The following is a 26,990-nucleotide window of genomic DNA, read 5'->3' as shown; positions in this document are numbered from 1 at the left end:
GCACCTTCTCCCGAGGGGAGAAGGGTCGGCAGTTAGCGGGCGAGCCAGCCGCCGTCGACCGGGATCACGGTGCCGTTGACGTAGTCCGAGGCGCTGCTGGCCAGGAACACCGCGGTACCGCCCAGGTCTTCCGGCACGCCCCAGCGGCCGGCCGGGATGCGGTCCAGGATCGCCTGGTTGCGCGCGGCATCGGCGCGCAGCTGCGCGGTATTGTCGGTGGCCATGTAGCCCGGGGCGATGGCGTTGATGTTGACGCCCTTGGCGCCCCACTCGTTGGCCAGCAGGCGGGTGATGCCGGCGATGCCGGACTTGCTGGCGGTGTACGAGGGCACGCGGATGCCGCCCTGGAACGACAGCATCGAGGCGATGTTGATGATCTTGCCGCTGCCCTGGGCGATGAAGTGGCGGCCGGCGGCCTGGCACATGAAGAACGCGGACTTGATGTTGACGTTCATGACGTCGTCCCAGTCCTGCTCGCTGAAGTCCACTGCGTCGGCACGGCGGATCAGCCCGGCATTGTTGACCAGGATGTCGAGGCGGCCGAGCCCGGCCAGGGTCTCGTCGAGGATGCGCTGCACCGGCTCGATGCTGATCAGGTTGGCCTCGATGGCGACGAAGCGGCGGCCCAGCGCGGTGACCTTGGCCTCGGTCTCGGTGGGTGCGGCGATGCCGGCGGCGGCGATGTCGGCGCCGGCCTGCGCCAGGGCCAGGGCGATACCTTGGCCGAGGCCGGTGTTGGCGCCGGTGACCAGGGCGACCTTGCCTTCGAGACTGAACGGGTGGGTCATTGCGTGGACTCCTTGAGGGACTGCGGACGACGGGAATGGGAACGGCGCGGGACGGCGGCCTACTTGAGCTGGCAGATGTCCAGCACGTGCATGTCGGTGTAGTCGAGGTTCTCGCCGCCCATCGCCCAGATGAAGGCGTAGTTGGCGGTGCCGGCACCCATGTGGATCGACCACGGCGGCGACACCACGGCCTCGTTGTTCTGCACCACGATGTGGCGCTGCGCGTCCGGCTCGCCCATGAAGTGGTAGACGCGGTCGTTGGCGCCGAGGTCGAAGTAGAAATAGACCTCGCTGCGGCGGTCGTGCAGGTGCGGCGGCATGGTGTTCCAGACGCTGCCCGGCTTGAGCACGGTCAGGCCCAGCAGCAGCTGCGAGGACTGGCAGGTGGCCGGCACGATGTACTGGTAGATGGTGCGTTCGTTGCTGGTCTCCAGCGCGCCGCGGTCCAGCGCCACCGCCTCGGCGATCGACAGGCGCTTGGTGGCGAAGCGCGCATGCGCCGGCGTGGAGGCCAGGTAGAACTGCGCCGGGTTGGCCGCGTCGTCGGAGGCGAACACTACCTCGGCGCTGCCCATCGCCACGTACAGGCCGTCCTTCGGGCCCAGCGGATACGCGGTGCCGTCGACGGTGACAGTGCCGCTGCCGGCGCCGACGTTGATCACGCCCAGCTCGCGCCGCTCCAGGAACGGGTGGCCGGCGGCCGAGGCCGGCTCGGCCTGCGCAGGCAGCGTCAGCGCCCGCGTGCGCGGGACCGCGCCACCGAGCACGAAGCGCTCGTAGTGGGTGTACTTCAGGGTCACCGCGTCGTCCACGAACAGGCCGTCGAGCAGGTACAGGTCGCGCAACTGGTCGTTGCTGGCGCCCTTGATCGCGTCGGGATGGGTGGCGTAGTGGGTCTTGCAGTACAGGGACATGGGCCTCTCCAGTGCAGGCGACGGCATGCGGCAGCCCGCCACGGAGGACAGTCTAGCGGGTCTGGTAAACCGGTGTCATTCCGCAGTGCACGAAGGGCCGGGATTGGGGATAAGAGCGCTGCGCCGCTCGCTGACGGCGTGCTAGTCGGGCGGCAGCGGCTCGCCTACGTCGATGCGGTTGCCGTCGGGGTCGGCGAAGACGAAGCAGCGCAGGCCGAAGTCGGCGTCGCGAATCGCCTTGATGATGCGCACGCCCTGCGCCTGCAGGCTGTCGTACAGGGCCGCGGCGTCGTCGACGATCAGGTGGGCGACGTTGCTGGTGCTGCCGCGGTGGTCGGAACGCAGGGTCAGGTGCAGTTCGGCGTCGTCCTTCTTCAGGATCACGAAACCGACGGGATTGCCGTTCTGGAACACGCTGCGGAAACCCAGGCGCTCGGTGTAGAAGGCGACGGCGCGGGCGATCTCGGCGACGGGCACGGTCGGCGCCAGGCGGCCGAAACGGACCGCGGCGGCGGCAGGGACGGGGGACGACATGGCGAAGCTCCTCGCAGGAAGGCCGCGTGGGTCCGCGCGGACGGTGCCGGGACGGAGCGGGCCTTCGATGGGCGGAGCGGTGTCCGCACGGTCGCCGGAGTCTACACCGGCCGCGGCGGGCTCAGTCTTCCGGCGGCTGGCAGGAGTCCCGCACGATCAGGTGCGGGCGCACGCTGGCCACCGCCAGCGACGGCGTGCCCTCGGGCTGGATCAGCATCGCCGCGGCGGTGCGGCCGGTGTCGCGGGTGTGCCGGCGCACCGAGGTCAGCGACGGCCACAGCCGGGAGGCCAGCGGGCTGTCGTCGTAGCCGATGATCGACAGCTGGCGCGGGATGTTGATGTTGGCGCGCAGGGCCACCTTGTACACGCCGGCGGCCATCTCGTCGTTGCCGGTGAAGATCGCGCTGGGCCGCTGCTTGCCCAGCAGCAGCTTTTCCGCCGCGGCCACGCCCGATTCGAAGGTGTAGCCGGCCTCGACGATGCGCGCCGGCGGCAGCTCGATGCCGCGCCGGGTCAGCGCGTCGATGAAGCCGGCAGTGCGCTCGTGGGCGGAGCGGTAGGCGCTGGGGCCGGTGATCAGGGCGATGTCGCGGTGGCCCAGCGACAGCAGGTAGTCGGCGGCCTCGGCGGCGCCGTCGCGGTCGTGGGTGACCACCATCTGCGAGGTGTCGTCCAGCGGCAGCGAGGCGATGCGGGTGTAGCGCACGCCGATGCCGGCGAGCATGTCGGCCAGCGCCTGGTCCTCGGAGGCGCGCGGCACCAGGATCACCCCGTGCAGCTTCTGCTGCTGCACGAAGCGGCGCACGCCCTCGATGTAGCCGGGACTGCGGCTGTCGCAGGGATGCACCACCAGCTCGAAGCTGGAGCCGCGCAGCGCGTCCAGCGCGCCGTACTGCATGTCCACGATGTACTGCGCGGTGGGGTTGTCGTAGACCATGCCGATCAGGAACGAGCGGCGGAACGCCAGCCCGCGCGCCAGCGGGTCCGGCGCGTAGCCGACCTCGCGCATCAGCGCCTCGACCTTCTCGCGGGTGTCTTTGCGCACCAGCGGCGAGTTGTTGATGATCCGCGACACGGTCTTCTTCGACACCCCGGACAGGCGCGCGATGTCGTTGATCGTCGCGGCCTTGCCGTGGGCGGAAGCGGGAGCATCGGCGGGGCGGGGCTTGTTCGGCGCCATGGACGGAAAACCGGACGAAAGAGAGGGGATTCTACTGGGTGTCATGCTCGCTCCAGCGTACGGTCCCGGAACCGGGGTAAACGCAGCGCGTCGGCGCCGAGCCGACTTGGCCTGGCGCCGGTGTCGACGCCAGGCGCCTGCCGCGGCCGCAGCGGCGTGCGTTTCACGCCGGTGGCGCGCCATGACGCGACCCGGCGCCGGCTGCCCGGCTCAGGCGCGCAGCGCGCGCGGCAGCCACAGCGACAGCTCCGGGAAGAACGCCACGATCAGCAGCACGCACAGCGCCGCCAGCCAGAACGGCCAGATGGTGCGCATGCTCTGGGCCACGGTGATCTGCCCGATCGAGGTGCCGATGAACAGCACCGAGCCAACCGGCGGGGTGATCAGGCCGATGCCGCCGGCCAGCACCATCACCAGGCCGAAGTGGATCGGGTCGATGCCGTAGGCCTTGGCCACCGGCAGGAAGATCGGCGTGCAGATCAGGATCTTCGGCGCCAGGTCCATGAACATGCCCAGCAGCAGCAGCATCACCACGATCATCAGCAGTACCGTGTGCTGGCTGTGGGCGATGGACTGCAGGAAGTGCACCGCCGCCGCCGGCACCTGCAGGTAGGCCAGCAGCCAGCCGAACACCGCCGCGGTGGCGATCACGAACAGGATCACCCCGGTGGTGCGCGCGGCATGCGTCACCGCGCCGAAGAACTCGGCCCAGCGCAGCTGCCGGTACAGCAGCGCGGTGACCAGCAACGCGTACACCACCGCGATCGCCGCGCTCTCCACCGCGGTGAAGATGCCGGCGCGGATGCCGACGAAGATCAGCGCGACCAGGCCCAGACCCGGCAGCGCGCCGACCAGGCGCAGCGCCACCGCGCGCCAGCCGGGGAACGCCTCGGTGCCGTAGCCGCGCGAGCGCGCCACCGCGTAGCCGGTGAGCATCATCGCCGCGGTCATCAGCAGCGCTGGGACGATGCCGGCGGCGAACAGGTCGGCGATCGACAGGCCGCCGCCGGCCGCGGCCGAGAACAGGATCAGGTTGTGCGAGGGCGGCACCAGCAGCGCCACCAGCGCCGCGGTCATGCTGACGTTGACCGCGTAGTCGCGGTCGTAGCCGCGGTTGATCATCTGCGGAATCATGGTGCCGCCGACCGCCGAGACGTCGGCGATGGCCGAGCCGGACACGCCGCCGAAGAACAGCGAGGACAGCACGCTGACCTGGCCCAGGCCGCCGCGCATGCGCCCCACCAGCGAGGACGCCAGCGCGATCAGGCGGTCGGAGATGCCGCCGCGCAGCATCAGTTCGCCGGCGAAGATGAACAACGGGATCGCGATCAGCGACGCCGAGCCGCTGCCGGCGGAGATCTGCTGCACCAGCACCACCGCCGGCAGGTCCAGATACAGCAGCGTGGCCAGCGCCGCCGCGCCCAGCGCATACGCCACCGGCACGCCGATCAGCAGCAGCACCACGAACAATCCCAACAGGATGGCGATGGCCATGCTCAGTTCCTCCCCACGGTGGTGCCCGGGCGCAGCACCCGCCAGGCCTGGTACAGCGCGAACACGCTCATCAGCGCGCCGCCGAGCGACAGCGGCAGGTAGTTGATGCTCTGCGGCATCTGCGCGCCGGCCATCTTGATGTCCAGCCCGTCCAGCAGCAGCACCGCGCCCCACCACGCGATCACCGCGCCGATCGCCGCCACCAGCAGCGGGCGCAGCAGGTCGATGAAACGGCGCAGGTTGGCGTGCAACGTCTCGGCCAGCAGGAAGAAGCCGAAATGGCGGCGGGTGTGCACGCCGGCGGCGGCACCCAGGCTCATCGCCGTGCTCAGCAGCAGCAGCGTCACCGGCTCGGTCCAGCTCGGCGAGTCGTTGAGCACGTAGCGGGTGAACACCTGCCAGCCCTGCACCACCACCAGCCCGAGCAGGGCGGCGGCGGCGATGCCGATGGCGAGGTTGGCGATCCGGTCCAGCAGCCGCTGCAGCGGCGGCACCGGGAGGGCGGGGTCGTGGTCGGTCATCGGCATGGGCTCAGGCGAAATCGCGGATGCGGCGGTAGAGGGCTTCGATCTCCGGCTGCTGCCGGTACTCGGCCAGCAGCGGCGCGGCGGCCTTGCGGAAGGCCGGCATGTCGACCTCATTGATGGCCACGCCGTAGTCGATCACCTGCTGCCGCGCCTGCGCCTCGGAGGCGTCCCACAGCCGGCGCATCACCGTCACCGACTGCCGCGCGGTCTCCAACACCAGCGCGCGCTCGTCCGGCGCCAGCGCCTCGAAACTGCGCCGCGACATCACCAGCACGTCCGGCGCGTAGGAGTGATCGCTCTGCGACCAGTAGTGCGCGGCCTCGAAGTGGCGGCTGGACTGGAAGCTACGCATGTTGTTCTCGGCGCCGTCGATCATGTGCGTTTCCATCGCCGAGAAGGTTTCGCCCAGCGACATCGGCGTGGGGTTGGCGCCGAGCATGCGCATCAGCTTGAGGAAGATGTCCGAGTTCGCCACGCGCAGCTTGAGCCCGTGCAGATCCTTGGGCTGCCGCAGCGGATGCTTGGTGTTGTAGAAGCAGCGCGCGCCGGAGTCGTAGATCGCCAGCCCGACCAAGTCGCGCTGTTCGAAGCTGCGCAGGATGCTGTCGCCGACGTGACCGTCGATCGCGCGGCGCAGGTGCGCCACCGAGTCGAACACGTACGGCAGGCACAGCGCCTGGGTCAGCGGGAAGGTGTTGTTCAGCGCGCCGGAGTAGACGCGGGTGATGTCGATGGCGCCGAAGCGCGCCATGTCGATCGCCTCCGCCTCGCGGCCGAGCTGGCCGGAGTGGTACTGGCGCAGGCGCAGGCGGCCGCCGGTCTGCTGTTCCAGGGTCTGCCCGAACCAGCGCACCGCCTCCACGGTGGGGTAGTCGGCCACGTGCACGTCGGTGGCGGTGAGCAGGCGGGTGTCGCCGCGCTGCGCCAGCGCACCCAGCGGCACGCTGGCCGCCGCCGCAGCGGTGATGCCGGCACCGAGGAATCGTCTACGAGTGATCATGCTGCGCCCTCCCGCGCGTCGTGGTCAGCGCGCAGCCTAGGCTGCGACCGCCCTGCAATGCAGTTCGCCGTAGCCATCGAAGCGGATCGTCGCCTGCTGGCCGATGGCGATGTCGTGGATGCCGGTGGCGTTGCCGGTGGCGATCAGCTCGCCGCGGCGCAGCGGCCGCCCGCGCCTGGCCGAGCGCGCCAGCGCGAACGCGAACGCCGCGCGCAGCCCGCCTGGCAGCAGCGTGGCGCCGCCGGTGCCCACGCACTGGCCCTCGATCCAGGTCTCGGCGCGCAGCGCGGTCTCGTCCAGCGTGGTCCAGTCGGGCACCTGCGGCCCCAGCAGCAGGCCGTTGTTGTTGCCGAAATCGGAAATCACCACGCGCGGCCCCAGCTGGTTGATCGTGGCCAGCGGGCTGCTCGCCACCTCGACCCCGACGAACAGCGTCGCCGGCACCTGCGCGGCCTGCTCCGCGGTCCAGTGCAACTGGTCGGCCGGCACGTCGGCGTCCAGGCGCAGCACGTACTCGGCCTCGACCGCGCCGAAGCCGCCATCGAACACCGGGATGTCGGCTGTTCCACCGGTGGCATTCCACAGCGCAGTGGCGAAGATCGGGCCGAGCAGGCGCTCGTCCCCGGAGTGGTCGCGGCGCTCGGCGGCGATGTAGCCGACCTTCCAGCCGACCACGCGGTCCGGCCATTGCGCGATCGCCAGGTCCTGCACGCGGTAGGCGGTCTCCAGATCGTCGGGGATGACGCCTGGGAAATCGGGCAGTGCGCGGCCCTGGCGACGGGCCTGGACGAAGCGGGCCGCGATGTCGGCCAACGCGGGCGGTGGCGTCTGCGACGGGCCGGAAGGAAGGCTCAAGGGCATCTCCGCAAGGAATGTGGGGGATCGGAATTGCTGCGCCGCGCATCGACAGCGCGTTGCGCCGTTGTATATGGTAAACCGGTGTCATTGGCAATGTGCGGTGCGGCAAAGGGCCGCCTTTGGGCGGCCGGGATTCGGGATTGGGGATTCGGGATTGGTCAACGGCAATGGCAAAAGCAAACACATCGGCAACGGCGGTGTGACGGCGCGTTGGTGGTGCCGCACGGTGCCGCAGACTGAGCGCCATGCCCATGCCACGACCGGCGAGGAACCAATGAAACTGCAGTCATTCCACGAACACGCACACGGCGCGGATCTGCCACGCGCGACCAGCGCACAGTCCTCAGCCGCGGGTGCCCCTCGTCCCGCGGCGCGGCGCGTCTGGACCGCAGTGTTGTCCATGGCTGGCGTGCTGTTCTGCGCGCTTGCCCCCGGCGCAGCCATGGCGGCCGAGCGGCCGGCCAGCGAGAGCGCCGCCGAGATAGCGGCGCGGTTGCCGCTGTGGTCCGGTCCGGCGCCGGGGTCGACGGCCGGACCCGAGCAAGCGCACCTGGTCGAGCGCAGCGACGACCCGGCCCTGCCTGACCGCGCGCTCAGCGGCCGTTACCAGCCCTACATGGTGGTGTACCGACCGAAGCACCCGAACGGCAGTGCGCTGCTGGTGGCGCCCGGCGGCGGCTACGCGCGCGTGGTGCTGGACAAGGAGGGGACAGCGTTGGTGCCGATCTTCGCCGAACAGGCCGGCATCACCCTGTTCGTGCTGCGCTATCGGTTGCCTGATGCGGCGGTCGACGGCGCCGCGGCGCGCGATCAGCCGCTGGCCGACGCGCAGCGCGCGCTGCGCCTGATCCGCGCGCATGCCGCCGACTACGGGGTGGACCCGCAGCGCATCGGCGCGATCGGGTTCTCCGCCGGCGGCCACGTCGCCGCCAGCCTCGGCACCCGCTACGACGACGTGGTGTATCCGGCGCGCGATGCGATCGACCGGGTCAGCGCGCGGCCGGACTTCCTGTTGCTGCTGTACCCGGTCATCGACATGGGCAGCGGCACCGCGGCGCATACCGGTTCGCGGCTGCGGCTGCTCGGCCGCCACCCGGACGCGGCGACCATGGCCGCCTACTCGCTGCAGAACCGCGTGCATGCCGGCATGCCGCCCACCTTTCTGGTGCAGGCGCAGGACGACCCGGTGGTGTCGGTGGAGAACAGCCTGCTGTTCTACCAGGCGCTGCGCCAGGCGGGGATACCGGCCGAGCTGCACCTGTTCGCGCACGGCGGCCATGGCTTCGGTGTCCGCGGCATCGCCGGCCTGCCGCTGGCGGCATGGCCGCAACTGGCGCTGAGCTGGATGCGCAACGTGCAGGACGATCCGCGCGCCCGCGCACCGATCCCGCCGCCGGCGGGGGGAAAGTGAACCACATGGCCTGCGCGCCGTTGGCTGCCCCGCCAGGCGATCGCGCCGCCACGCCGCACGCGCGTCCCCGATCGCCTCATCAGGAGTCCGTCCACGCATGACCGCCCGCCCTCGCCTGCCCGCCCCGCATCCCACCGCGCTCGACGACCAGGGCCGGCGCCGCTTCCTGCGCAACGGCGCGCTCGGCGCGCTGGCCGTCGGTGGCGTGCTGCCCGGCCTCGCGAGCGCATCGGCGCCGACGCCAGCGGCACCGCTGGCGCGCACCCGCAGCGGCCGCATCCGCGGCGTGCGCGATCAGGGCGTGTGCGTGTTCAAGGGCATTCCTTACGGCGCCGATACCGCGCCGCGACGTTTCCAGCCGGCGCTGCAGGAACGGCCCTGGCACGGCGTGCGCGACTGCAGCGCCTACGGCGCATCGGCGCCACAGCGCGGGTCCGAGCCGGTCAGCGAAGACTGTCTGTTCCTCAACGTCTGGACGCCCGGCCTGCGTGACGGCGCGCGCCGCCCGATCCTGTTCTACATCCATGGCGGCGCGTACAACAACGGCTCCGGCAGCGACGCGTTGTACGACGGCGTGCGCCTGTGCCAGCGCGGCGACGTGGTGGTGGTCAGCGTCAATCACCGCCTCAACGCGTTCGGCTATCTGTACCTGGCGCCGTTCGGAGGCGACGCCTATGCCGCCTCGGGCAATGTCGGCCAGCTCGACCTGGTGCAGGCGTTGCAGTGGGTGCGCGCGCATGCGGGCGAGTTCGGCGGCGATGCCGACAACGTCACCGTGTTCGGCCAGTCCGGCGGCGGCGCCAAGATCGCCACGCTGATGGCGATGCCGACCGCGCAGGGCCTGTTCCACCGCGCCTGGACCATGAGCGGGCAGCAGGTCACCGCCGCCGGGCCACGCGCCGCCGGCCAGCGCGCGCAGTTGCTGCTGCAGGCCCTGCAGTTGGCGCCAACGCAACTGGACGCGCTGCGCACGCTGCCGCTGCAGCGCGTGCTCGAGGCCACCCGCATCCGCGATCCATCGCGCGCGGAGGACACCGCGCTGTACCTGGGCCCGGTGCTGGATGCGCAGGTGCTGCACCGCCATCCGTTCTGGCCGGACGCGCCGCCGCAGTCGGCGCGCATCCCGATGGTGATCGGCAACACCCACGACGAGACCCGCGCCTTCCTCGGCCACGATCCGGCCAACTTCGCGCTGACCTGGGACACGCTGCCGGCCAGGCTGGCGCAGGAGCAGTACGTGGACCTGTCGCCGCAGGTGGTGATCGCCGAGTACCGGCGGCTGTATCCGCACTACACGCCGAGCGAGGTGTTCTTCGCTGCCACCACCGCCGGTCGCTCCTGGCGCGGTGCGGTGGAGGAAGCCGAGGCGCGTGCGCGGCAGGGCGCGCCGACCTGGGTCTATCAACTGGACTGGGGCTCGCCGCTGGACGGCGGCAAGTTCGGCGCCTTCCACACTCTGGACATCCCGCTGGTGTTCGACAACATCCGCCAACCCGGATCGCGCACCGGCGATGGCGCCGATGCGCAACGCATGGCCGATGCGATGAGCACAGCGCTGCTGGCCTTCGCCCGCCACGGCGATCCCAACCACGCCGGGCTGCCGCGCTGGGAGCCGTATTCGCTGGCCCAACGCGAAACAATGCTGTTCGATACCGACAGCCGCTTGGCGCACGACCCGCGCGGCGGCGAGCGGCGCCTGTACCAGCAAGTGCCGTTCGTGCAGCGCGGGACGTTGTGAGGCGGTGCCACAATCGCGGCGCGCGGCGCGCGTGGCCGTGACGAAACACGGGTGTGCGCCTGTCGAAAGCAGAGGCGCGCTTCCCGGGTAGGTTGGTGTGCTGCGTCGGGACTGAAGCCCCTCCCACAATGGCTGCCGCGGCGGCGGCGTCAGTCGCGAGGGCTGGTGCGCCGGATCACCGCGCTACCAACCGGTGTCCTCGGCCAGCACCACACGGTTGCCGACGGCGCGCGCGGCGTCCAGCAACGCCTCGGCACGCTGCATCAGCGTGGCCGGCGTGTCCTCGGGCGTGGCCAGCAACGCACCCACGCTGACGGTCAGCGGCTGCGCGTCCGCCGTGTCCTGCGCGATCGCCATCACCTCGACCATGTCGCGCAGCGCCGGCGCCACCTGGCGCAGGTGTGCGCCGCTGGCGTCGTACAGCACCAGCGCGAAGCGGTTGACGCCGATGCGCATGGCCACGTCCAGCGGTCGCAGCAGGCATTGCATGGCCTCGGCCACCTCCAGCACCGCGCGGTCGCCGGCGCCGGCACCGGCGCGCTGCACCAGTGCGGCCAAGCCGTCCAGTTCGACCAGGATCAGCGCCAGACCGCGCTGCAGGCGCCCGCGCTCGGCCAGCGCCACCGCGAGGTGTTCGTCGAAACGGCGACGGTCGCCCAGGCCGGTGAGCGCGTCGCGCAAGGCCTCGTCGTCGCGCACGCGGCGCTGCAGAAACCCTTCGCGGCGCGAGTGTTCGCGCAGGTAGCCGCCGACCGCGCCGACCGGTACGGCCGTCCACAGCAGCCACTGCAGGCGCATGTAGGCATCCCGGGCCGCGCCGTCCAGCAGCAGGTGGCCGGCCGCGGCGCTGATCGCACACAGCAGCAGCGCCACCGCCGCGCTCTGCCACAGCGCCAGGCCCAGCGGAAAGAAACCGGCCACCAGCACCAGGGTCATCACCGCCGCCGCGTAGCGCAGCTCCTGCGGCGGGTAGCCGATACTCGACAGCACCAGCCCGGTACCGCCGACCAGCAGCAGCAGCGCGGCGCGGCCGGGGCCGTGCGTGTCGGCACGGTGGATCGCCGCCGCCACCCACAGCAACGCCAGCAGGGTCGCCGCGCGCACCGCGATCGCATAGCCCAACAGGCCGCCGCCGCCGCGCCAGCCGAAATGCACCGCATCCCAACCCAGCAGCAGCAGCGCGATCAACACGCCCAGCGAGGCCGCCACGCGCTGCGCGAAGCCCAGCGTGGTGGCGGTGTAATGGCGGTACGCCCGTTCCAGCGGAGGATCGAAACGCAGCGCGGCGAATCCCTTGCGCAGTTGCGCCGCGTAGGCCTCGCCCGGCGGCGTGTCGTGTGGCTCCTGGTAACGCTCGTGCATGCAGTCCCCTGTCGACGGCAGCGCGGCGCGAAGTGCGGAGCGGGTCACATCAGGTCGTGGAACCCGACTCCATTTCGTGCGGACGCTGCGGTGCCCACGTCGAGACCATGAAAAAGCACCGGCGCGCGATTGTCCACTTTCGCAGCGATCGATTGCGTGACAGCGGCGCCCTACTGCGCCGCATGGCGCGGTATGCGGCGCCTCAGCGCGGCGGCGGGAACGCCCACACGCTGTGCGGATCGCCGCCCTGCCCACGACGGTACGCCGCGCGCGCCATCTGCCAGTAGGCCCAGGCCAACACCAGCGCGCAGGCATCGATCGCCAGCAGCGTGCCGCTGCTCCACGGCCCCACCCAACCGGCGGCGCCGCGCAATCCGGCCAGCGGTACCAGCGCGGTCAGCACCGCGCAGGCCAGCAGCAGTTCGTAGGCGCCGCGGGCGGTCGGCCGCAACAGCGCCCAGGCCACGCCGAGCGCGAACACCGCGTAGTACGCGCCGCGCTCCATCCCCGGCGGCAGCAGGCGTGCGGCCACGAACAGCGCCGAGACCCCTGCCACGCAGCCCAGGCACACGCCGGTGGTGAGCCGTGCCATGACGTGGGTGCGCAGCGGCTGCGCATGCTGACGGCGCTTGCGCCGCGCTTCCACCCACAACAGGTTGCCGCTGTAGAACAGGAACGCACCGCCGAGGCCGAGCAGGAAGTACAGCCACTGCAGCGGCCAGCGCCCGTAGTTGCCGAAGTGCAGGGTCTGCAGGCCGCGCAGCGCCGCCACGCCCGGCGACATGGTCTGCGGCGACAGCACCCGCAGCACCTGGCCGTCGGCCGCGCGCAGCGCCACGCCGCCGAGGGTGTTGAGCCGGCGCTGGTCCTGGTGGCCGTAGAGCTCCACCTGCGCGTTGGCGTCGCCGGCATCGTGGAAGGACAGGCTCTCCGGCACGAAGCCGGGATTGGCCGCGCGCGCCCGCGCCACCAGCTCGGCCACCGGCAGCATCGGCGCAGGCACGTGCGCGGGCTGCACGTGCGGCGCCAGTTCGAAGTCCGGCTGCAGCACCTGCATCAGCTTGCCGTCGAACACCAGGGTCTGGAACGGCGCCAGCAGCAGCACGCCCAGGGTCAGCACCGCGCCGGACCAGGCGAAGATCACGTGGAACGGCAGCGACAGCATGCCGATGGCGTTGTGCGCGTCCTGCCACAGGCGCTTGACGTTGCGACCGCGGCGCAGCGCGAACAGGTCCTTGAGCAGCACCGGCGCATACAGCACCACGCCGCTGACCAGGGCCAACCCGTACAGCAGGCAGACCACGCCGAACAGATACGTGCCGAAGGTGCGCGGCAGCCCGGCGGTGAAATGCAGGTCGTACAGGAAATCGACGAAACCGCTGCGCTGCGGCAGTTGCACCGGTTGCCCATCGGCACCGGGCTGGAACTGCACCATGCCGCCGAAGGCCTGCTGCGCGGCCGGCCCGAACGCATAGAGCTGCGGCAACGTGCGCCCTTCGCCGGGCAGCATCAGGGTGTAGGACTCGGCCAGCGCCGGATGCCGCGCCAGCACCGCGTCGGCCAGCGCCTGCGCGGCCTGTTCCGGCGGCAGCGCAGGCGCGTGCACGGCAGGCGGCCGTGGCCACTGCTCCAGGTCATGGGTGAACACGTTGATCGCCCCGGCATAGAAGGCGATGAACAAGGCCATGCCGGCGAGCAGGCCCATCCAGCTGTGCGCCGACAGGAACTGGCGCAGGGTCGCGGCCTTCATGGGGTCACCTGCACGAGATGGCTGGCCTTGAGCAGGAACAGCGCCACGTAGCACAGCACGGTCGCACCGCCCAGCCACAACCACGCGCGCGCGCCGCTGCGAAACACGAAAGCCAGCGACATCGCGCCGACCCACGCCGGGAACACCAGCAACAGCCAGGGCAGCGTATGCACCTGCAGATCGCCCGGCCACAGCAACACGCACAGGCCGATCACACCCACCGCCAGCGGCAGCCCGAGCACGATCGCCGCCAGCCACCTAGCCCACATCGCCAGCCCCTCGATGCAGTTGCCGCCACGCGTCCAGGTACGGCAAGGCCATCGCCGCCAGCATCGTCGCGCTCAATGCGGCGAAGACGCCGGCCCACAGGCCCAGCGCGGCGATCGCCGCGCCCAGCGCCGCCACGCACAGCAGGGTGCCGGCCACGCGCAGCGCGCGCGCATGCCGGCGCCACGCCGGGCGCAGCCGCTGGTGTGCCGTAGCCAGGTAGAAGGCCAGCGCCGCCAGCGCGGCGGCCAGCAGATAGCTGGCGGTGGCGACGGCAGGCATCACCAGCGTGCCTCGAAGCCGATGCCGACCACGCGCGGCGCGCCCAGGATCGCGACCGGCTCGGTGGCCCAGCGGTACTGCACGTAGTCGCGGTCGAGCAGGTTGTTGGCGAAGATCCACGCGCTCCAGTCCAGGTTCTCGTAGCCGAACTTGGCGTTGACCACGGTGCGCGAGGCCAGTTGCACCGCGCCGGCACCGATGTCGGTGTACACGCGGTCGCGGAAGCTGGCATTGAGGTTGGCCAGCCAGCCCTCGGCGAAGCGCCAGTTGGCGCCCAGCGCCGCGGTCCAATGCGGCGCGTAGGCGAACTCGCGGCCGGCGTAGTCGATCACCGAGGCGCCGGCGATGGTGGCGAAGCTGTCGTAGCGGGTGCGCGCATAGCCCAGCGAGCCGTACCAGTCGAAGGCTTCGTTGGGGCGGTGGCTGGCCTCCAGCTCGGCCCCGTACAGATGCGCGCGGCCGGCGTTGACGGTATTGAAGTCGAAGCTGTTGAGGCCGAAGTAGGCGGTGGTCTGCTTGTCCTTCCAGTCGATGTAATAGGCGTTGGCGTTGAGGGTCAGGCGCCGGTCCAGCCACTGCGAGCGCAGCGCGGCCTCGTAGTTCCAGGTGTATTCCGGGTCGTAGGGGAAGGCCTGGCTACGCGCCGAGTTGAAGCTGGAGCCGCCGGAGCGGTAGCCGCGCTGTACCACCAGGCTGGCCGACAGGTCCGGGTTCCAGTCGTAGCGCACGCCGAGCTTGGGCAGCAGCGCGTCGAAGTCGCGCGTGTTCCAGGCCACCTCGCCGTTGGCCGAGCGCACGATGCCGGCCACGCCCTGGTTGATCGCGACGATGGCCCGATACAGCGCGGTGCCGCTGGCGGCGAAGGCGGCCGGGTCGGGATAGCGGCCGGCGAACGCAGCCGTGGTTTCGGAGGCCATGGCATAGCGCTGGCGGTCGTAGCGCAGCCCGCCGAGCAGTGAGAACCCGCTGCCCACCTGCCATTGGCCGTCGGCAAACAGCGCGCGGTTGCTGGAGCGGGTCGGGCTGGCGCTGACGTAGTCGACCGGAATCACCGGCAGGGCCTGCGCGTAGCGGGTGGCGATCGCGGTGGCGGTGGCGGTGGGGAAGCCGGCGCTGCGCAGCAGCCCGGCGATGGTGGTGGTCGGCGTGGCGACGTTGTTCAGCAGTTGCGCGTCGTTGTCTTCCACGTGCCGCGCCCAGTACGCGCCGAGCAGGCCCTGCACCGCGGCGCCGGCGTAGTGCAGGCGCAGTTCCTGCGAGGCGGTGGTGTCGTCGAGTTGGCGCCGCGCGTAGCCGGCGTTGTCCGGGCCATGGTCCATGTCCCACATGCTGGACGAGGTGACCTTGTTCCAGGCGCTGACCGAGGACAGCGACCAGGCGTCGGAGAGCGCGTAGTCGGCCTGCAGGGTGACGATGTCGCTGTCGCTGCGGGTGCGGTCCGGGGTGTTGTTGGTGGTATAGCGGTGCACGAAATAGTCGGGCAAATCGGTGCGCACGTAGCTGTACATGTACGGCCCTGTGCGGTGCGAGCGGGTGTAGCCCAGTTGCACCTTCAGCCCGGCGATCGCCGACGGCGTCCACAGCAGCTTGCCGCGGTAGATCGCCGAGACCTGTGCGTCGTCGGCGGCTTGGCGGGTGAGGTTCCAGGTGTAGCCGTCGAAGCTGCGCTGCTCCACCGAGGCGCGGAACGCCAGTTCGTCGGCGACGATCGGGCCGCCGATGGCGCCGGCCAGGCTGCGGTCGGACGGGTCGGAGGCGAGTACCCGCAGCTTGCCCTGCCAGTCCATGGTCGGCTCGGCGGTGCGCAGGACGATCGCGCCGGCCAGGGCGTTCTCGCCCTGCAGGGTGGACTGCGGGCCGCGCAGGACTTCCACCTGCTGCAGGTCCCACAGGCTCAGCGGCGCCCAGCTGATCGCTTTCCATGGCAGGGCGGCGCCGTCGAGGTAGATGGTGGCCAGCGGTGCATCGCTGCCGCCGTCGATGTTGCGGATGCCGCGGATGCTGAAGCCGGCATCGCCGTAGGTCTGGGCCATGTTGGCGGTGCGGTTGAACACCTCGTAGGCGCTCTGCAGGTTCTCCTGCTCGATGCGCGCTTCGGTGGTGACGGCGACCGAGCTGGTGGTGTCCTGCACGCTGCGGCCGCTTTTCTCGCCGGTGACGACGATCTGGTCGAGGGTGGTGGGATCGGGGGGAGGCGCGGCCTCACCGCCTGCGGCGCGCGTTGTGGGCGCCCAGCCCAGCAGGATGGAGACGACAGACAAGGACAACACCGATCGCGCGACGCGCATGCACCACTCCCCCCGAAAAACGCACGGATGAAGGCATGGCGGCGGCTGTGCCCGGCTGCCGGACCCGGCAGCGCTGGGCGCGGACTTTAGCAGAGCGGGGGCGGGGGCGCTATGGGATTTGGGATGGGTGGCGGGTTTGTCTTGGGCTCTTGGGCTCTTGGGCTCTTGGGGGCGTAGGCGTCGTAGGCGTCGTAGGAGCGGCTTCAGCCGCGACCGGGCTCTACCGTGAAAATCGCGGTCGCGGCTGAAGCCGCTCCTACGGTTTTTCTTGTCTGACACTCATGCTTTGAAGCAACAGCAAAGGCTTTCGCCCTTGCGGGCGAGTTACTTTTCTTTGCTCGCGCAAAGAAAAGGTAACCAAAAGAAAGCGCGCCCTGCCTTGCGCCCTCCGCGCTGCGCGCTCCGGGTTCGCGTCCATCACGGGGATCCGCGGAAGGGGCATCCTGCCCCTGCCGCGGACGGCGCACATCCTTGTGCGCCGCCCTTCGGGTTTTTCCCCGCGCTGGCCGCCGCTTCGGAAGGGAACCCGGTAAATCAACAGCTAAAACCAAAGCCAAGCAACTGCAACTGCAACGGCAACGGCAACGGCTACAGCCGCCGCAACTTATGCTGCCAAACGCAAACGGGCGGGAGGACTCTCGCCCTCCCGCCCGCTGGCGCCGGCATGTGCTGCAGGCGCGTATGCTGCGATGCCTGCGATCAGTGCCAGTGCAGGTTGAACGAGACGCCGACGATGCGGGGTTCGTTGTACACGGCCGCCATGTAGTTCTCGATCACGCCCTTGAGGTTCTTCTCGTTGGTGATGTTGCGGGCGAATGCGGCCACTTCCCAGGCGCCGTAATCGCCGGTGTAGCCTAGCTTGAGGCCGCCTTCGAAGTTGCCGTTGGAGGTGAACTCGGTGGAGTCGTACAGCACGAAGCTGGTGTAGCCCTGCTTGTTCCAGTCGGTGGCGACGAAGAAGGCGCCACCGTCGTTGACCGGGATGTCGTAGCGGGCGGCCAGGTTGACGTTGTACTTGGGCGCGTTCGGCAGCGGGTTGCCGTCGATCTGGGCGAAGGTGTTGTTGCCGATGCGGATCGTCGGGTCCTTCACCGTGCACACCACCACGCCATTCAGGCCGCACACCTGCGCGTACACGCGCTTGTCCTGGATCTCGCTGTGCAGCAGGCTCAGGCCGGCGGTCAGCGACAGGTTGGGGATCGGGCGCCAGTCCAGGTCCGCTTCCATGCCGTAGGCCTTGGCCTTGTCGGCGTTGAACAGCACGCCGTTGCCGTTGGAGTCGTTGCCGTTGAGCTGGATGTCGTCGACGGTGTAGGTGAAGCCGGTGACGTTCAGGCGCAGGCGGTTGTCGAACAGGTTGCTCTTGATGCCGGCTTCCCACGACAGGATGGTTTCCGAGTCGGCGGTGGTGAAATCGGAGTTGAACACCGCCGAACGGCCCTGGATGGTCGGGCCGCGGAAGCCGCGGGCGACCTTCGCGTACACGTTGACGTTCGGGTTGATCTCGTACATCGCGCTCAGGTCCCAGCTTGGCTGGGTGTCGGCCAGGCGCACGTCGCGGCGGCCCTTGTAGGTGACCACGCCGGCCGCGGTGTCGGCGGTCTTGAGCAGCTTGGTCTCCTTGCTGTCGCGGGTCTGGCGCACGCCGGCGGTCAGGGTCAGCGCGTCGGTGACCTTGTAGGTCAACTGGCCGAAGCCGGCCCAGGAGGTATTGCTGTTGTGCAGGCGCACCCAGTTGTTGGGATTGCGCGCGGCGGTCTGCAGGAAGTAGGCGCGCTGGTAGAAGTCGGTGGTGTCCTTGCCGTCGAAGTAGAACGCGCCGGCCTGCCACTGCAGCGCGGCGTCGCCTTCGCTGGCCAGGCGCAGTTCCTGGGTGTACTGGTCCAGGTCGCGCACCTGGCCCATCGACTGGCCGTAACCGTTGGGCACGCCGTTGACCGGGAAATTGGCCGCGGCGCCGCCGTCGGTGTCGCCGCGGCTGTAGCCGGAGGTGGTCTCGTAGGCGCTGATCGAGGTCAGCGACACGCCGCCGAAGTCGTAGATCGCCTTCAACGAGGCGCCGTGGGTCTTGTACGCCTGCGGGTTGTCGTGGGCCTCGTCGTAGGCCACCTGGTCGCGCGGCACGTCGACCTTGTTCGAGCCCTTGTGCAGCGCGCCGCGCAGGAACAGCGTGGAGGTGCCGTCGTAGTCGCGGGTATGGAACGAACCGAGCAGGGAGAAGTTCTCGCTCGGCTTCAGCAGCAGCTGCAGGCGCGCGTTGCGGTCGTCGTAGCCGCCCATCGCGTCCTTCTTCGGGGTGACCGTGCCGTCGGCGCTGGGACCGGTGTAGGTGTTGTTCACCCAGTCGTCGCGGTGCTGGTACAGCGTGGACACGCGGAACGACAGCACGTCGTTGATCGGGCCACCGATGCCGCCGTCCACCGAAACGGTGTTGTAGCTGCCGTAGCTGGCGGTGACGCGGCCGGTGTAGTCGTCGCTGGGCTTGATGCTGTCGAACTTGACGATGCCGGCGGTGGTGTTGCGGCCGAACAGCGAGCCCTGTGGGCCGCGCAGCACTTCCACCTGGTCCACGTCGTAGACCGGGTTGGACTTCAGCACCACGTGCTCCAGCACCACGTCGTCCTGGATGATCGACACCGGCTGCGAAGCGCCGAGGTAGAAGTCGATGTTGCCCAGGCCGCGGATGTAGAAGCGCGGGAAGATGCGGCCGGTAGTGGTTTCGGCGTAGAAGCTGGGCACGCGGCCGGACAGCGCCAGCAGCGTGTCGTCGCCGCCGGCGGTGAAGTCGCGCATCGCCTCGCCCTGCACCACGCCCACCGACACCGGCACCTCCTGCAGGTTCTGCTCGCGGTGCTCGGCGGTGACGATGATGGTGTCCAGTGAGGTCGCCGCGTCGCCAGTACCGGCGGCATTGGCCGGGCGGGTCTCGCTGCCGGCCAGCGACGGCGCGCTGTCCTGCGCAGCGGCCGCGGCGGCGACCGAGGCCAGTACCAGGGCGGCGTAGGCCTGCGCCAGGCGGGTACGGGCCGGCGCGGCGCGCGCGGTCAGCGGCCACGGGGAGAGAGAGGAAAGCAGCATGTCGGATCCTTGTGAGCGCGCAGAATCGAGTCCGTTCGGCTTGCGCAGCAGCCCGCGACGGCATGCGCCATACGGTGGCGCAGCGCGGCACGATATGTCGCCTGTGTTGCAACGCCATTGCAATGACGGCGTGGCGGCCACGAGGCGACGGGTGCGTGACCACCCGACGTCACGCGACGCCGCTGCAGCAGACATGGGTGGACCTGCATGCGTCACGGCACAGGTCGGCTTTGCACATCACGACGCCGTGCAGACACCCCGGCCACGGCCGATCGACGTGGCGCAGCCGATGCTGCCCCTTGTCGTGCGCCACGCGTCCGGGCCATGCGGCCCACGCCGCCGCGCCTTTGGAGGCACCGCATGCGCCGCATCCTGTTCGCTCCCCTGTTGCTGACGTTGGCCGCCTGCGGCCGCGATCGCCCCGAACCCGCCACGCAACCGCCCGGCGCGGCGGAGAGCGCCAAGACCCGGGTCCTGGAAGCCGGCGCCAAGGCACTGCAGGACAGTGGCCCCGCCGCGGTGCTGGACATCCACCTGGTCGGCTTCCATCCGATGCGCGAGCATCCGCACCAGCAGATGGAAGCCCACCACTTCTGCCGCCAGGCCAACGAGGATTTCGCCCAGTGCGCCCTGTTCGACGGCGACACCGCGCGGGCCAACCTCACCGGCGTGGAGTACATCATTTCCGAGCGGCTGTTCCAGCAACTCCCGCCCCAGGAGCGCCGCTACTGGCATCCGCACAACGGCGAGATCCTGTCCGGCCAGCTGTCCGCACCCGGGCTGCCGCTGACCGCGGAGAAGGCGCTGATGCGCAGCAAGCTCAACAGCTACGGCAAGACCTGGCACACCTGGCATTCGCGCGACGGCGATGCCGCCGGCGACGCCCTGCCGCTGGGCGAGCCCATGCTGGCTTGGTCGTTCAACCGCGACGGCGAACTGCGGCCGGACCTGCAGGCCCGTCGTGATGCCATCGCCCCGCACCGCAGCGCCGAACTGCGCGCCGACCGCCAGGATCTGACGCCGCTGGCCAAGCCGCAGCAGGGCGTGGACCTGCTGCGCGACGCGTTTCCCGCGGCCACGCCGATTCCCGGGGTGGTGGAGGCGGGCACGGAGGCCCGGTAGGTACCGGCGGCGCCAGTCAGGCCGAATGATCCGCTTCTGCGCGGCGATATGCCACGTGCTGCAGGGCCTGCAGCGGCGCCGGCATCGGCACGGCGACATGCGCTTCTTCGAGGTTCCAGCCTGCCGGGAAGTCCGCGATTACCTCGGTGGCGGCGCGCGAGCAGCTTTCGTGTGGCGCTTCCAACGGCTGGCCATCGTATTCGAAGCGCAATCGGACCACGCGCCGCGCCCGATCGGCCTCGATCGAGGCTTGCCGCAGTTGCGGGTGCACCTCGCCGAGCAGGCCGCGTTGCAGACTCAGCAGCAACGCGGCACGGCTGCCGACGTCATCCATCGTGCCTTCTCTCGTCCGCGCCGGTGGCCATCACTGCGTGCACGGCTGCGCGGCAAATTCGGTCAGACGTCGGGTGAGTGTCCCTTCCTGCCAGGCGATGTCGAGGATCACCCAGCGATCGTCCTGGCGGCCGAGCACCACCGTGTCCGTCCATTGCTGGTTATCGACGACCAGGCGGGCGCGCACCTGCGCGGTGTCGCCGGTGACCTGGGCGGTCGTCGAGACCAGCGCAGTCGGCTGGTCCGGCCACAGGAAGAACGGGCTCTGGTCGAGCATATGCGGCTTGACGTCTGCGGGCACCAGTTTGGCGCAGGCCGCCTCGTAGGCGCGCTGCGCCTGCAGCGCCGCGAACAAGTCCCGCCCCAGCAGCTGCCGCACCTGCGCAACGTCCCCGTCGGCGTGCTCGGGCACGATCGCCCAGCGATAGAACGTCTGGACCGTGCGCGCCGGCGACTCGCCCGCGATGGCGGCGAACGCGCTCAGCCACAGGCTCATCGCACACAGAAAACGGATTCCCCTCATCGATCGCCGACACCTTGAGCCGCCAGGCGCGGCATGGCGATCCTCAACGAGGCGCTGCGCGCCGTCAATGCGCGCTCCCCGTGCGCGCTAGCGGCCGGCTTGGACGCAGCAATCAGGTGGGCCTGGGTAACAGGAAACATCCGATCTGACCCGGACTCCACCCACCCACGTAGGAGCGGCTTCAGCCGCGACGGGCTTTACCGGGAACGCCCATCGCGCGTAAACAAGGCCACGGCACATTCCGCTACGTCGAAGCAAAAGCACGTACCAGGGCGGTCCTTCAGTCGCTGTCCACCCCAAGCACGCTCAGGCGCAGCGGCGGTGCATCCGGGCCGGCTGGCGCATGCGCCAGTCTTCCGGTCACCCGCACCACCTGGCCGCTCCCTTCTTCGCGCAGATGCGCAGCCTGGTCCGCGGTGACCGCCAGCCGCAGCTGGCGCACCTGCTCGTGCCGCGGCTGATGCCCGTCCGCCGATGCCGCCACGCACAGCGGCTGCGGCAGGATCAGCACCTCTTCCTGGGTCGCTGCGGCAGCGGCGTCGGCATGCGTGTGGGCATGCGGCGCGGTGGGCGCCGCGGGTTCTGTGGGCGACGGCGCCAGGGTGCCGGACAGGGTGACCTGGGTAGGCCCGTACGGCAGGCAGTGCCTGGGCGCCGCCATCAGCGCGGGCGCAATGCCGATCAGCAGCAGCGGAAACAGCGACAGGGTTCGACTCGGCATCGGGGCGCGCGGACATGGACGTGGACGGGCCTGCGAGCATACCCAAGCACGATGGCGGGCGTGCTGCAGCCAGGCGTCCACCGTCGCGCACCGTGCTGCGCCGCCGTCGAGACGGCGGAGGCCGTCAGGGTTCGCGCTCCACCACCACGTGGGTGAACCGCGGTTCGGCGGCGATCAGCGCATGCAACCGCACAAAGCACGGATCGTCGTCATGCATCGCATGGCGGCCGAGCAGGCGCTCCCAGAACGAGCGCTCCTTTTCGATCTGCAGCATCCAGGTATGGTTGCCGTCGACCTCTTCCTCGGCGTAGGCGCCGACTAGGTAGGTGCGCCCCTGGCATTCGGCTTCGGAGGCCCAGCCCCAGTCTTCCGGGTCCGGCTCGGACAGCACCATGCTGTCGCCGACGCGGACGCGCAGCCAGTCCAGCAGCGAGCTGCCATGGATCGGATTGATCGGATTCTCCGGCTCGGCACTCACCTCGAGCAGGCGGGAGCGGAAGTGGATGACAGGATGCATGCGGCAGCTTGACTCTCGAACGATCAGGGGGCGGACGCGCGCATCGGCGCGGCTGCGTCATGGCGATCAGGCGCGGATGGGCGGTCCAGGAAGGTAACGCATGCACGGCCGCCCAGGTGGACAACGGTGCGGCACGTCATGCAACCCGGTGGCGGCCGGCATCGCCGTCTGCGGCACATGGGCGTCTCGCAGCGCCCTGCCACCAGGGGCCGACACCGTGGTACAGCGACCGGCCGGACCCATTGCAGCACGCGCGCATGACAACTCATCGCATCTGTCGTAGACAGGCACGCGCGCCCAGATACGCCCAGATACCGATTGCGACGGCAAGCCAGACGCTGGCCACCTTGCTGCAGGCCGAGGCGAAGGCCAGGTACGGAAACGAGTCGCCGGGAGAACCACCTTGCAACGACGCTGCGCCTCCACGTTGCCAGAACGTCAGCCACGCCTCGACACCGCACCACAGCGGCAGCACCCAACCGGCGGACAGCAGCGCGATCGCGAGGGCAAACAGGCGCTGCTTCATCGCACACCGCCAAGCGCCGACGTCGGCACGCGGCAAGCAGCGTGATCGTGCGACGGATCCGCAAGCTGGTTGAGCAGCCACAGGGCGATCGACCGTCGCGGCAGCCCTGCCGCCGTCATGGCGACGTAGCGGCGGCACAGCCTCACGGTGTTTGCTCCGGTTCCGGCTCCAGATCCGGCTCGAAAGGCCGATCGGGCAGACGCTGCCCGCACCACGGACAGAACTGCACACAGATCGCGTCGTTGAGGTACCAGGTCGGATCCTCGCCGCGGAACAGCTCGAACCCGATCCGTACCGTCCTGTCCGGCTTGGTCACCGCGGCGAACATGCTGCTGCAGCAGTAGCGTGCGATTCGCTTGCGCCACACCACACGCTCCGGGAACTGCGCGTCCATCCAGGCGGTTCTCCAGGCCTGGCACGCCGTGCACTGCGCCAGATGCGACAGCGCCGCAAAGGTCGGTGGGTCCGGGAAATGTTCCTCCTCCACCTCGATCATGCACTCCAACGCCATCTCCAGTTCCGGGCGTTCGTCGATCTGATCGCGCAGCGCCGACAGCGTGTGTCGGGTGGTGAAGCAGGTGGCGGAATGAGGCATAAGGGTCAGGTGCAGTCCATTGCGAGGGAGTCGAGCATCGCCATGCAACATTGGCACAGGCGCGCCGTAGAGCCAAGGTCGCGAATAGCGCTCCTTACTCAGCCTGTCACGATCTCACGCCACTCCAGCAATCTGTCTGCCGCCCGTGCGGCCTGTTCTTGCACTCCGGGAAGACCCATACCCTGCTCGCTGAGCTGCAGCAGATGACGAACCAGCGCCGGATGGTCCGCACCTTGCCAGAGCAGACTGCAGATCGGCTCGACATAGCCTTCGTACTCGTCGCGCGCCTGCGGTACTCCTGCGATGCCGATTGGGTCCCAGAAGTAGTGCAGCACCTCGCTGACCGCGCGACGCAAGGTCAGCATTTCATCCTGACGGCGTGTCGATGCGACGCGACGCACATCTGCATCGTTCCGCAGAGACCGCAATAATGCGTCGTCTTCGATGTAGAACATCTCGCGACACGGCAACTCAGGCTTTACCGCAATCATCATCAATTGGCCGAGACGCAGATCAGGATCGCACTGCCATGCCTCCTTCACCGCGGCGAGGACGCCATCGATTCTCTCTGGATCTCGCATGTGTATTCCTTTGTCGCCGACATCCACCAGCGTATACCGGCAGGCCCGATGCAATCGCGTGCAGCCAGGCGGGTCAAATGGGTATGCTCTTGCCACACGCGGCGCAGAGCTTGGCCCGCGGCGTTCGCAATGGCTTTCCGCAGACGTGGCACGGGGGGCCGTAGATGGACAGGCGGTGATGCCAGATCACGGCCAGATTGGTCTCGGTCCGCCCGGTCAATTCGTGATAGAGCTGGCGCGCCCGCTGTCCGTATGGCATTGCCAGCGCTTCATGCAAGGAGATTCCATTCTGCCGCCGGAGCTCCTGAATATCGTAGAGCGACTCGGTCAATGCAGGATCCATGGTTTCCCATTCTGCGTCGTCCAGCATTGCCACCACCTTGTCGCAACGCCAGCAGTATAGATCCTTTGCCATCACGTAGACCTTCATAGAGCAATGTTGATATGGATGAAGCAGAAGCATGACGAGGCAAGGTAAGGGCACTCTAGATGCCGCTTGCTCAGCCAGGACTCAATCGGTTTACTACTCCGTTTTGCCTCGCCCAGCCTTGGCGTCAGCTCCCCGCCGCCTGCCACAGGGCATAGCCCAACAGCCCAAAGCCCACCAGCGCGAACCCGCCCCAGAAGGCCGCCGTGTCGGCCGAGACCACGCGCGGGGCCAGATAGGCACTGCGCTTGCCGGATTTCCTGCGCTGCTTGCTGCTCCACTTTTCGACGCTGTAGTGGCCGAACGAGAACGCCGGCACCACGATCATGCCGACGACATAGCACAGGCCGTACAGGACGATCTCCAGCAGCGGGCGCAGGACGATCTCGGTCAACAGGCGTGCGGGCATGGTGTCAGCTGATCCAGACAGAGTGATGTACGGCGCCGGCCACGCCCCTGCGTTGGGCCTGCCTGCGATGCTCGCCCAGCGGCCGGTGGCCGTCAACGGCTCACTGGCTGCCGCTGAGCAGCCGATGCACCAGTTCGAATCCAAACACCGACATCGACGGATAGCGGGCGTACTCGTCCACCGACAGCATCCGCACGAAGCTATAGCGGGCGTACTCATCCACCGACAGCATTCGCACGAAGCTGTCGCCCTCGTGCAGCTCCCCGGCGATGTGGAAGGTCAGCAGGTCCCTGATGTCGCTGGGCAGCGGCGCGTGGCCAATGATCTTCCAGTCGCCGCGCTTGAGCTTCTGGGTGCCGGCAAACAGCAAGCGGATGTCCTGGTCCCCGTCGTGCACGGGCAGCGGCTGTCCCGGCGACGGGCCAAGCGCCGGCGTGGAGGCATGCCGTTCCAGCACGCAGAAGCCGACCACCTGGCGATAGTCGCCCTGCGGCGCCCACAGCACCTGGCATAGCGCATACGTTCCCGTGTCCAACGGGATCGCGAAGACATCGCCTGCCCGGTACTTCACTGCCATTCCACTACCTCTTGCGTTTTAAAGCTGGATCGCCGCAAAGGAGATCCCTGCAACGTGCCTGATGGCATTTACCTTACAGGCCCAGACGTTTTTCCACGTGGGTGACGCCACTCGAATGAGTTGCGGCTGGACCACTGCACACCGTGGCGGCAGTGCCTGGCAGGCACCACAAAGCCCTCACCTGCCTGTTCGCTCGCCACCGGTTCACCCCCGTTGGCCCACACTATCGCCCCACCTTTGGAGCGACTCTGATGCACAAGACCTGGCTGCTCGCCCTGTTGGCGGTTCCCGCACTGGCCTACGCGGCGCCGGACGAGGACGCGGCGATGTGCCGCAACGGCGGCTTCCCCATGAGCACGGCCGGGTTCTCGCTCGCCAAGGTCGCGGTGCCGCGCCTGTACCTGCTCAACGACGACAATGGCTGCCCGGCCAAGGGCGAGGCCGCGTGCCGGCAGCGCGCCTATGTGGTCAAGGACGACACGGTGATCCTGGCGCAGCGCCAGGGCGGCTTCGTCTGCGCGTTCTACCCCAACAAGGTCGGCGGCAGCGCTGGCTGGGTGGCGGCGTCCAGCGTGCAGCCGCTGCCGACGACGGCCGCACCGAAGCCGCAGGCCTGGGTCGGTCAGTGGCACGACGGCGACAACGGCCTGCAACTGATCGCCAACGGCGACGGCACCATCACCGCCAACGGCGATGCCTACTGGCCCAGCGCCAACCCGAGCCCCGAAGACCGGCCGGGCGGCCCGAACATCGGCGCCGTCACCGCGCGGGGGTTTCCGGAAGGCAATCGACTGGAACTGAGCGAGGACGACTGCAAGGTCCGCCTGCAGCTGGTCGGCGACCTGCTGGTGGTCTCGGACAACCTGCAGTGCGGCGGCGCCAATGTGAGCTTCAATGGTGTGTACCGGCGCAAGGCCGCAAAGCACTGAGGCGAGCGTTTGCGGCTCTCGGGTTGCATGTCATCCGGGCGGCGAGGTCGTGCCGCCTGGGTTCTCGAAAGCTTGCCTTCAGATGCCCGGCCATAGCCCGATCAAGCGACTCCGCCAGGCGTCGCTGCCCAGGAACGCGGAGAACACGTGGACACCGGCGCCGATCGCAAGCAGCACGCACGCGCCCGACCGTACCGGCGACGCAGGATCAACGCCCACGCAGAGCGCGGCAACACCAAGTAGCGCGCCGACGAGCAAG

Annotated in this window: 28 protein-coding genes; 4 read left to right on the top strand and 24 right to left on the bottom strand. The window is 69.3% G+C overall.

From position 1 onward, the window contains the following. Nucleotides 1–32: 32 nt before the first annotated feature. The 8 genes from kduD to AC1PLR_RS00385 all read right to left on the bottom strand — a co-directional run bounded on the left by kduD (nucleotide 33) and on the right by AC1PLR_RS00385 (nucleotide 7,298). On the bottom strand, nucleotides 33–788 hold the full coding sequence (gene kduD, locus AC1PLR_RS00420) for a 2-dehydro-3-deoxy-D-gluconate 5-dehydrogenase KduD (RefSeq protein WP_481102294.1): 756 nt from the start codon (nucleotides 786–788) through the stop codon (nucleotides 33–35). Between the two features lie 59 nt (nucleotides 789–847). Beyond that, a complete protein-coding gene (kduI, locus tag AC1PLR_RS00415) occupies nucleotides 848–1,702 on the bottom strand; it encodes a 5-dehydro-4-deoxy-D-glucuronate isomerase (protein WP_481102293.1) in 855 nt (284 codons plus the stop codon). A gap of 141 nt (nucleotides 1,703–1,843) precedes the next feature. Beyond that, nucleotides 1,844–2,236 (bottom strand): VOC family protein, encoded by a 393-nt coding sequence (locus AC1PLR_RS00410; RefSeq protein ID WP_481102292.1) that lies wholly within the window; start codon nucleotides 2,234–2,236, stop codon nucleotides 1,844–1,846. 121 nt (nucleotides 2,237–2,357) lie between these two features. Beyond that, nucleotides 2,358–3,416 (bottom strand): LacI family DNA-binding transcriptional regulator, encoded by a 1,059-nt coding sequence (locus tag AC1PLR_RS00405; RefSeq protein WP_010343057.1) that lies wholly within the window; start codon nucleotides 3,414–3,416, stop codon nucleotides 2,358–2,360. Between the two features lie 210 nt (nucleotides 3,417–3,626). Continuing rightward, nucleotides 3,627–4,910, bottom strand: a complete 1,284-nt coding sequence (locus tag AC1PLR_RS00400) for a TRAP transporter large permease (protein WP_209029945.1) — start codon at nucleotides 4,908–4,910, stop codon at nucleotides 3,627–3,629. A gap of 2 nt (nucleotides 4,911–4,912) precedes the next feature. Next, complete coding sequence (locus tag AC1PLR_RS00395; RefSeq protein ID WP_481099489.1) at nucleotides 4,913–5,431, bottom strand: TRAP transporter small permease; 519 nt, start codon at nucleotides 5,429–5,431, stop codon at nucleotides 4,913–4,915. 10 nt (nucleotides 5,432–5,441) lie between these two features. After that, a complete protein-coding gene (locus AC1PLR_RS00390) occupies nucleotides 5,442–6,437 on the bottom strand; it encodes a TRAP transporter substrate-binding protein (RefSeq protein ID WP_481102291.1) in 996 nt (331 codons plus the stop codon). Between the two features lie 36 nt (nucleotides 6,438–6,473). Next, nucleotides 6,474–7,298, bottom strand: a complete 825-nt coding sequence (locus AC1PLR_RS00385; RefSeq protein WP_481102290.1) for a 2-keto-4-pentenoate hydratase — start codon at nucleotides 7,296–7,298, stop codon at nucleotides 6,474–6,476. A gap of 397 nt (nucleotides 7,299–7,695) precedes the next feature. Between AC1PLR_RS00385 and AC1PLR_RS00380 the strand changes: the two genes are divergently transcribed. Both AC1PLR_RS00380 and AC1PLR_RS00375 read left to right on the top strand, forming a co-directional pair. Then, complete coding sequence (locus AC1PLR_RS00380) at nucleotides 7,696–8,706, top strand: alpha/beta hydrolase (protein WP_481102289.1); 1,011 nt, start codon at nucleotides 7,696–7,698, stop codon at nucleotides 8,704–8,706. Nucleotides 8,707–8,803: 97 nt separating this feature from the next. Then, entirely contained in the window at nucleotides 8,804–10,444 is a 1,641-nt protein-coding gene (locus tag AC1PLR_RS00375; protein WP_481102288.1) for a carboxylesterase/lipase family protein, read from the top strand. A 183-nt stretch (nucleotides 10,445–10,627) separates the two neighbouring features. Here AC1PLR_RS00375 and AC1PLR_RS00370 read toward each other — a convergent pair whose 3' ends face one another. The 6 genes from AC1PLR_RS00370 to AC1PLR_RS00345 all read right to left on the bottom strand — a co-directional run bounded on the left by AC1PLR_RS00370 (nucleotide 10,628) and on the right by AC1PLR_RS00345 (nucleotide 19,471). Next, on the bottom strand, nucleotides 10,628–11,806 hold the full coding sequence (locus AC1PLR_RS00370) for a GGDEF domain-containing protein (RefSeq protein WP_481102287.1): 1,179 nt from the start codon (nucleotides 11,804–11,806) through the stop codon (nucleotides 10,628–10,630). Nucleotides 11,807–12,008: 202 nt separating this feature from the next. Further along, nucleotides 12,009–13,556: a PepSY-associated TM helix domain-containing protein gene (locus tag AC1PLR_RS00365; RefSeq protein WP_481102286.1), complete on the bottom strand. Its 1,548-nt coding sequence runs from the start codon at nucleotides 13,554–13,556 to the stop codon at nucleotides 12,009–12,011. Next, nucleotides 13,553–13,825, bottom strand: coding sequence for a hypothetical protein (locus AC1PLR_RS00360; RefSeq protein WP_481102285.1), 273 nt, complete (start codon nucleotides 13,823–13,825; stop codon nucleotides 13,553–13,555). Before AC1PLR_RS00360 ends, AC1PLR_RS00365 begins: the two co-directional genes overlap by 4 nt. Next, nucleotides 13,815–14,105 (bottom strand): hypothetical protein, encoded by a 291-nt coding sequence (locus AC1PLR_RS00355; protein WP_481102284.1) that lies wholly within the window; start codon nucleotides 14,103–14,105, stop codon nucleotides 13,815–13,817. The genes AC1PLR_RS00360 and AC1PLR_RS00355 overlap by 11 nt, the downstream gene beginning before the upstream one ends. Further along, entirely contained in the window at nucleotides 14,105–16,366 is a 2,262-nt protein-coding gene (locus AC1PLR_RS00350; RefSeq protein ID WP_481102283.1) for a TonB-dependent receptor, read from the bottom strand. Before AC1PLR_RS00350 ends, AC1PLR_RS00355 begins: the two co-directional genes overlap by 1 nt. Before the next feature lie 726 nt (nucleotides 16,367–17,092). After that, the gene (locus AC1PLR_RS00345) at nucleotides 17,093–19,471 is read right to left on the bottom strand and encodes a TonB-dependent receptor (protein ID WP_481102282.1); all 2,379 of its coding nucleotides are present in this window, start codon (nucleotides 19,469–19,471) and stop codon (nucleotides 17,093–17,095) included. Nucleotides 19,472–19,855: 384 nt separating this feature from the next. Between AC1PLR_RS00345 and AC1PLR_RS00340 the strand changes: the two genes are divergently transcribed. Then, complete coding sequence (locus tag AC1PLR_RS00340) at nucleotides 19,856–20,593, top strand: OBAP family protein (RefSeq protein ID WP_481103655.1); 738 nt, start codon at nucleotides 19,856–19,858, stop codon at nucleotides 20,591–20,593. Nucleotides 20,594–20,609: 16 nt separating this feature from the next. Here AC1PLR_RS00340 and AC1PLR_RS00335 read toward each other — a convergent pair whose 3' ends face one another. From AC1PLR_RS00335 to AC1PLR_RS00290, 10 genes are all read right to left on the bottom strand, one after another. Then, nucleotides 20,610–20,927 (bottom strand): MafI2 family immunity protein, encoded by a 318-nt coding sequence (locus AC1PLR_RS00335; protein WP_295944739.1) that lies wholly within the window; start codon nucleotides 20,925–20,927, stop codon nucleotides 20,610–20,612. Between the two features lie 30 nt (nucleotides 20,928–20,957). Then, nucleotides 20,958–21,422: a DUF3828 domain-containing protein gene (locus tag AC1PLR_RS00330; RefSeq protein ID WP_481102281.1), complete on the bottom strand. Its 465-nt coding sequence runs from the start codon at nucleotides 21,420–21,422 to the stop codon at nucleotides 20,958–20,960. A 307-nt stretch (nucleotides 21,423–21,729) separates the two neighbouring features. Then, nucleotides 21,730–22,170 carry a hypothetical protein gene (locus tag AC1PLR_RS00325; protein WP_481102280.1) on the bottom strand — a complete coding sequence of 147 codons (441 nt, stop codon included), beginning with the start codon at nucleotides 22,168–22,170 and terminating at the stop codon, nucleotides 21,730–21,732. Nucleotides 22,171–22,294: 124 nt separating this feature from the next. Beyond that, nucleotides 22,295–22,687, bottom strand: coding sequence for a hypothetical protein (locus tag AC1PLR_RS00320; protein WP_481102279.1), 393 nt, complete (start codon nucleotides 22,685–22,687; stop codon nucleotides 22,295–22,297). A gap of 265 nt (nucleotides 22,688–22,952) precedes the next feature. After that, nucleotides 22,953–23,213, bottom strand: coding sequence for a hypothetical protein (locus AC1PLR_RS00315; protein ID WP_481102278.1), 261 nt, complete (start codon nucleotides 23,211–23,213; stop codon nucleotides 22,953–22,955). Between the two features lie 142 nt (nucleotides 23,214–23,355). Continuing rightward, a complete protein-coding gene (locus AC1PLR_RS00310; RefSeq protein WP_481102277.1) occupies nucleotides 23,356–23,808 on the bottom strand; it encodes a hypothetical protein in 453 nt (150 codons plus the stop codon). A gap of 98 nt (nucleotides 23,809–23,906) precedes the next feature. After that, on the bottom strand, nucleotides 23,907–24,389 hold the full coding sequence (locus tag AC1PLR_RS00305; RefSeq protein WP_481102276.1) for a hypothetical protein: 483 nt from the start codon (nucleotides 24,387–24,389) through the stop codon (nucleotides 23,907–23,909). Nucleotides 24,390–24,462: 73 nt separating this feature from the next. Continuing rightward, nucleotides 24,463–24,819, bottom strand: coding sequence for a hypothetical protein (locus AC1PLR_RS00300; RefSeq protein WP_481102275.1), 357 nt, complete (start codon nucleotides 24,817–24,819; stop codon nucleotides 24,463–24,465). 124 nt (nucleotides 24,820–24,943) lie between these two features. After that, the gene (locus AC1PLR_RS00295) at nucleotides 24,944–25,225 is read right to left on the bottom strand and encodes a hypothetical protein (protein ID WP_481102274.1); all 282 of its coding nucleotides are present in this window, start codon (nucleotides 25,223–25,225) and stop codon (nucleotides 24,944–24,946) included. A gap of 100 nt (nucleotides 25,226–25,325) precedes the next feature. Continuing rightward, nucleotides 25,326–25,802 (bottom strand): Imm26 family immunity protein, encoded by a 477-nt coding sequence (locus tag AC1PLR_RS00290; protein WP_481102273.1) that lies wholly within the window; start codon nucleotides 25,800–25,802, stop codon nucleotides 25,326–25,328. Nucleotides 25,803–26,053: 251 nt separating this feature from the next. Here AC1PLR_RS00290 and AC1PLR_RS00285 point away from each other — a divergent pair, with 251 nt between their 5' ends. Then, on the top strand, nucleotides 26,054–26,731 hold the full coding sequence (locus AC1PLR_RS00285) for a hypothetical protein (RefSeq protein ID WP_481102272.1): 678 nt from the start codon (nucleotides 26,054–26,056) through the stop codon (nucleotides 26,729–26,731). Nucleotides 26,732–26,990: the final 259 nt, after the last annotated feature.

Source organism: Xanthomonas sp. NCPPB 3570 (genome assembly GCF_056725115.1).
The sequence above is the reverse complement of the archived record's forward strand: the minus strand, read 5'-3'. Positions and strand labels throughout refer to the sequence as shown.

Excerpts from the sequence above, each read along its gene's own strand:
- kduD (WP_481102294.1), bottom strand. The coding sequence starts at position 788 with ATGACCCACCCGTTCAGTCTCGAAGGCAAGGTCGCCCTGGTCACCGGC.
- kduI (WP_481102293.1), bottom strand. The coding sequence starts at position 1,702 with ATGTCCCTGTACTGCAAGACCCACTACGCCACCCATCCCGACGCGATC.
- AC1PLR_RS00410 (WP_481102292.1), bottom strand. The coding sequence starts at position 2,236 with ATGTCGTCCCCCGTCCCTGCCGCCGCCGCGGTCCGTTTCGGCCGCCTG.
- AC1PLR_RS00405 (WP_010343057.1), bottom strand. The coding sequence starts at position 3,416 with ATGGCGCCGAACAAGCCCCGCCCCGCCGATGCTCCCGCTTCCGCCCAC.
- AC1PLR_RS00400 (WP_209029945.1), bottom strand. The coding sequence starts at position 4,910 with ATGGCCATCGCCATCCTGTTGGGATTGTTCGTGGTGCTGCTGCTGATC.
- AC1PLR_RS00395 (WP_481099489.1), bottom strand. The coding sequence starts at position 5,431 with ATGACCGACCACGACCCCGCCCTCCCGGTGCCGCCGCTGCAGCGGCTG.
- AC1PLR_RS00390 (WP_481102291.1), bottom strand. The coding sequence starts at position 6,437 with ATGATCACTCGTAGACGATTCCTCGGTGCCGGCATCACCGCTGCGGCG.
- AC1PLR_RS00385 (WP_481102290.1), bottom strand. The coding sequence starts at position 7,298 with ATGCCCTTGAGCCTTCCTTCCGGCCCGTCGCAGACGCCACCGCCCGCG.
- AC1PLR_RS00380 (WP_481102289.1), top strand. The coding sequence starts at position 7,696 with ATGGCTGGCGTGCTGTTCTGCGCGCTTGCCCCCGGCGCAGCCATGGCG.
- AC1PLR_RS00375 (WP_481102288.1), top strand. The coding sequence starts at position 8,804 with ATGACCGCCCGCCCTCGCCTGCCCGCCCCGCATCCCACCGCGCTCGAC.
- AC1PLR_RS00370 (WP_481102287.1), bottom strand. The coding sequence starts at position 11,806 with ATGCACGAGCGTTACCAGGAGCCACACGACACGCCGCCGGGCGAGGCC.
- AC1PLR_RS00365 (WP_481102286.1), bottom strand. The coding sequence starts at position 13,556 with ATGAAGGCCGCGACCCTGCGCCAGTTCCTGTCGGCGCACAGCTGGATG.
- AC1PLR_RS00360 (WP_481102285.1), bottom strand. The coding sequence starts at position 13,825 with ATGTGGGCTAGGTGGCTGGCGGCGATCGTGCTCGGGCTGCCGCTGGCG.
- AC1PLR_RS00355 (WP_481102284.1), bottom strand. The coding sequence starts at position 14,105 with ATGCCTGCCGTCGCCACCGCCAGCTATCTGCTGGCCGCCGCGCTGGCG.
- AC1PLR_RS00345 (WP_481102282.1), bottom strand. The coding sequence starts at position 19,471 with ATGCTGCTTTCCTCTCTCTCCCCGTGGCCGCTGACCGCGCGCGCCGCG.
- AC1PLR_RS00335 (WP_295944739.1), bottom strand. The coding sequence starts at position 20,927 with ATGGATGACGTCGGCAGCCGTGCCGCGTTGCTGCTGAGTCTGCAACGC.
- AC1PLR_RS00330 (WP_481102281.1), bottom strand. The coding sequence starts at position 21,422 with ATGAGCCTGTGGCTGAGCGCGTTCGCCGCCATCGCGGGCGAGTCGCCG.
- AC1PLR_RS00325 (WP_481102280.1), bottom strand. The coding sequence starts at position 22,170 with ATGCCGAGTCGAACCCTGTCGCTGTTTCCGCTGCTGCTGATCGGCATT.
- AC1PLR_RS00320 (WP_481102279.1), bottom strand. The coding sequence starts at position 22,687 with ATGCATCCTGTCATCCACTTCCGCTCCCGCCTGCTCGAGGTGAGTGCC.
- AC1PLR_RS00315 (WP_481102278.1), bottom strand. The coding sequence starts at position 23,213 with ATGAAGCAGCGCCTGTTTGCCCTCGCGATCGCGCTGCTGTCCGCCGGT.
- AC1PLR_RS00310 (WP_481102277.1), bottom strand. The coding sequence starts at position 23,808 with ATGCCTCATTCCGCCACCTGCTTCACCACCCGACACACGCTGTCGGCG.
- AC1PLR_RS00305 (WP_481102276.1), bottom strand. The coding sequence starts at position 24,389 with ATGCGAGATCCAGAGAGAATCGATGGCGTCCTCGCCGCGGTGAAGGAG.
- AC1PLR_RS00300 (WP_481102275.1), bottom strand. The coding sequence starts at position 24,819 with ATGAAGGTCTACGTGATGGCAAAGGATCTATACTGCTGGCGTTGCGAC.
- AC1PLR_RS00295 (WP_481102274.1), bottom strand. The coding sequence starts at position 25,225 with ATGCCCGCACGCCTGTTGACCGAGATCGTCCTGCGCCCGCTGCTGGAG.
- AC1PLR_RS00290 (WP_481102273.1), bottom strand. The coding sequence starts at position 25,802 with ATGGCAGTGAAGTACCGGGCAGGCGATGTCTTCGCGATCCCGTTGGAC.
- AC1PLR_RS00285 (WP_481102272.1), top strand. The coding sequence starts at position 26,054 with ATGCACAAGACCTGGCTGCTCGCCCTGTTGGCGGTTCCCGCACTGGCC.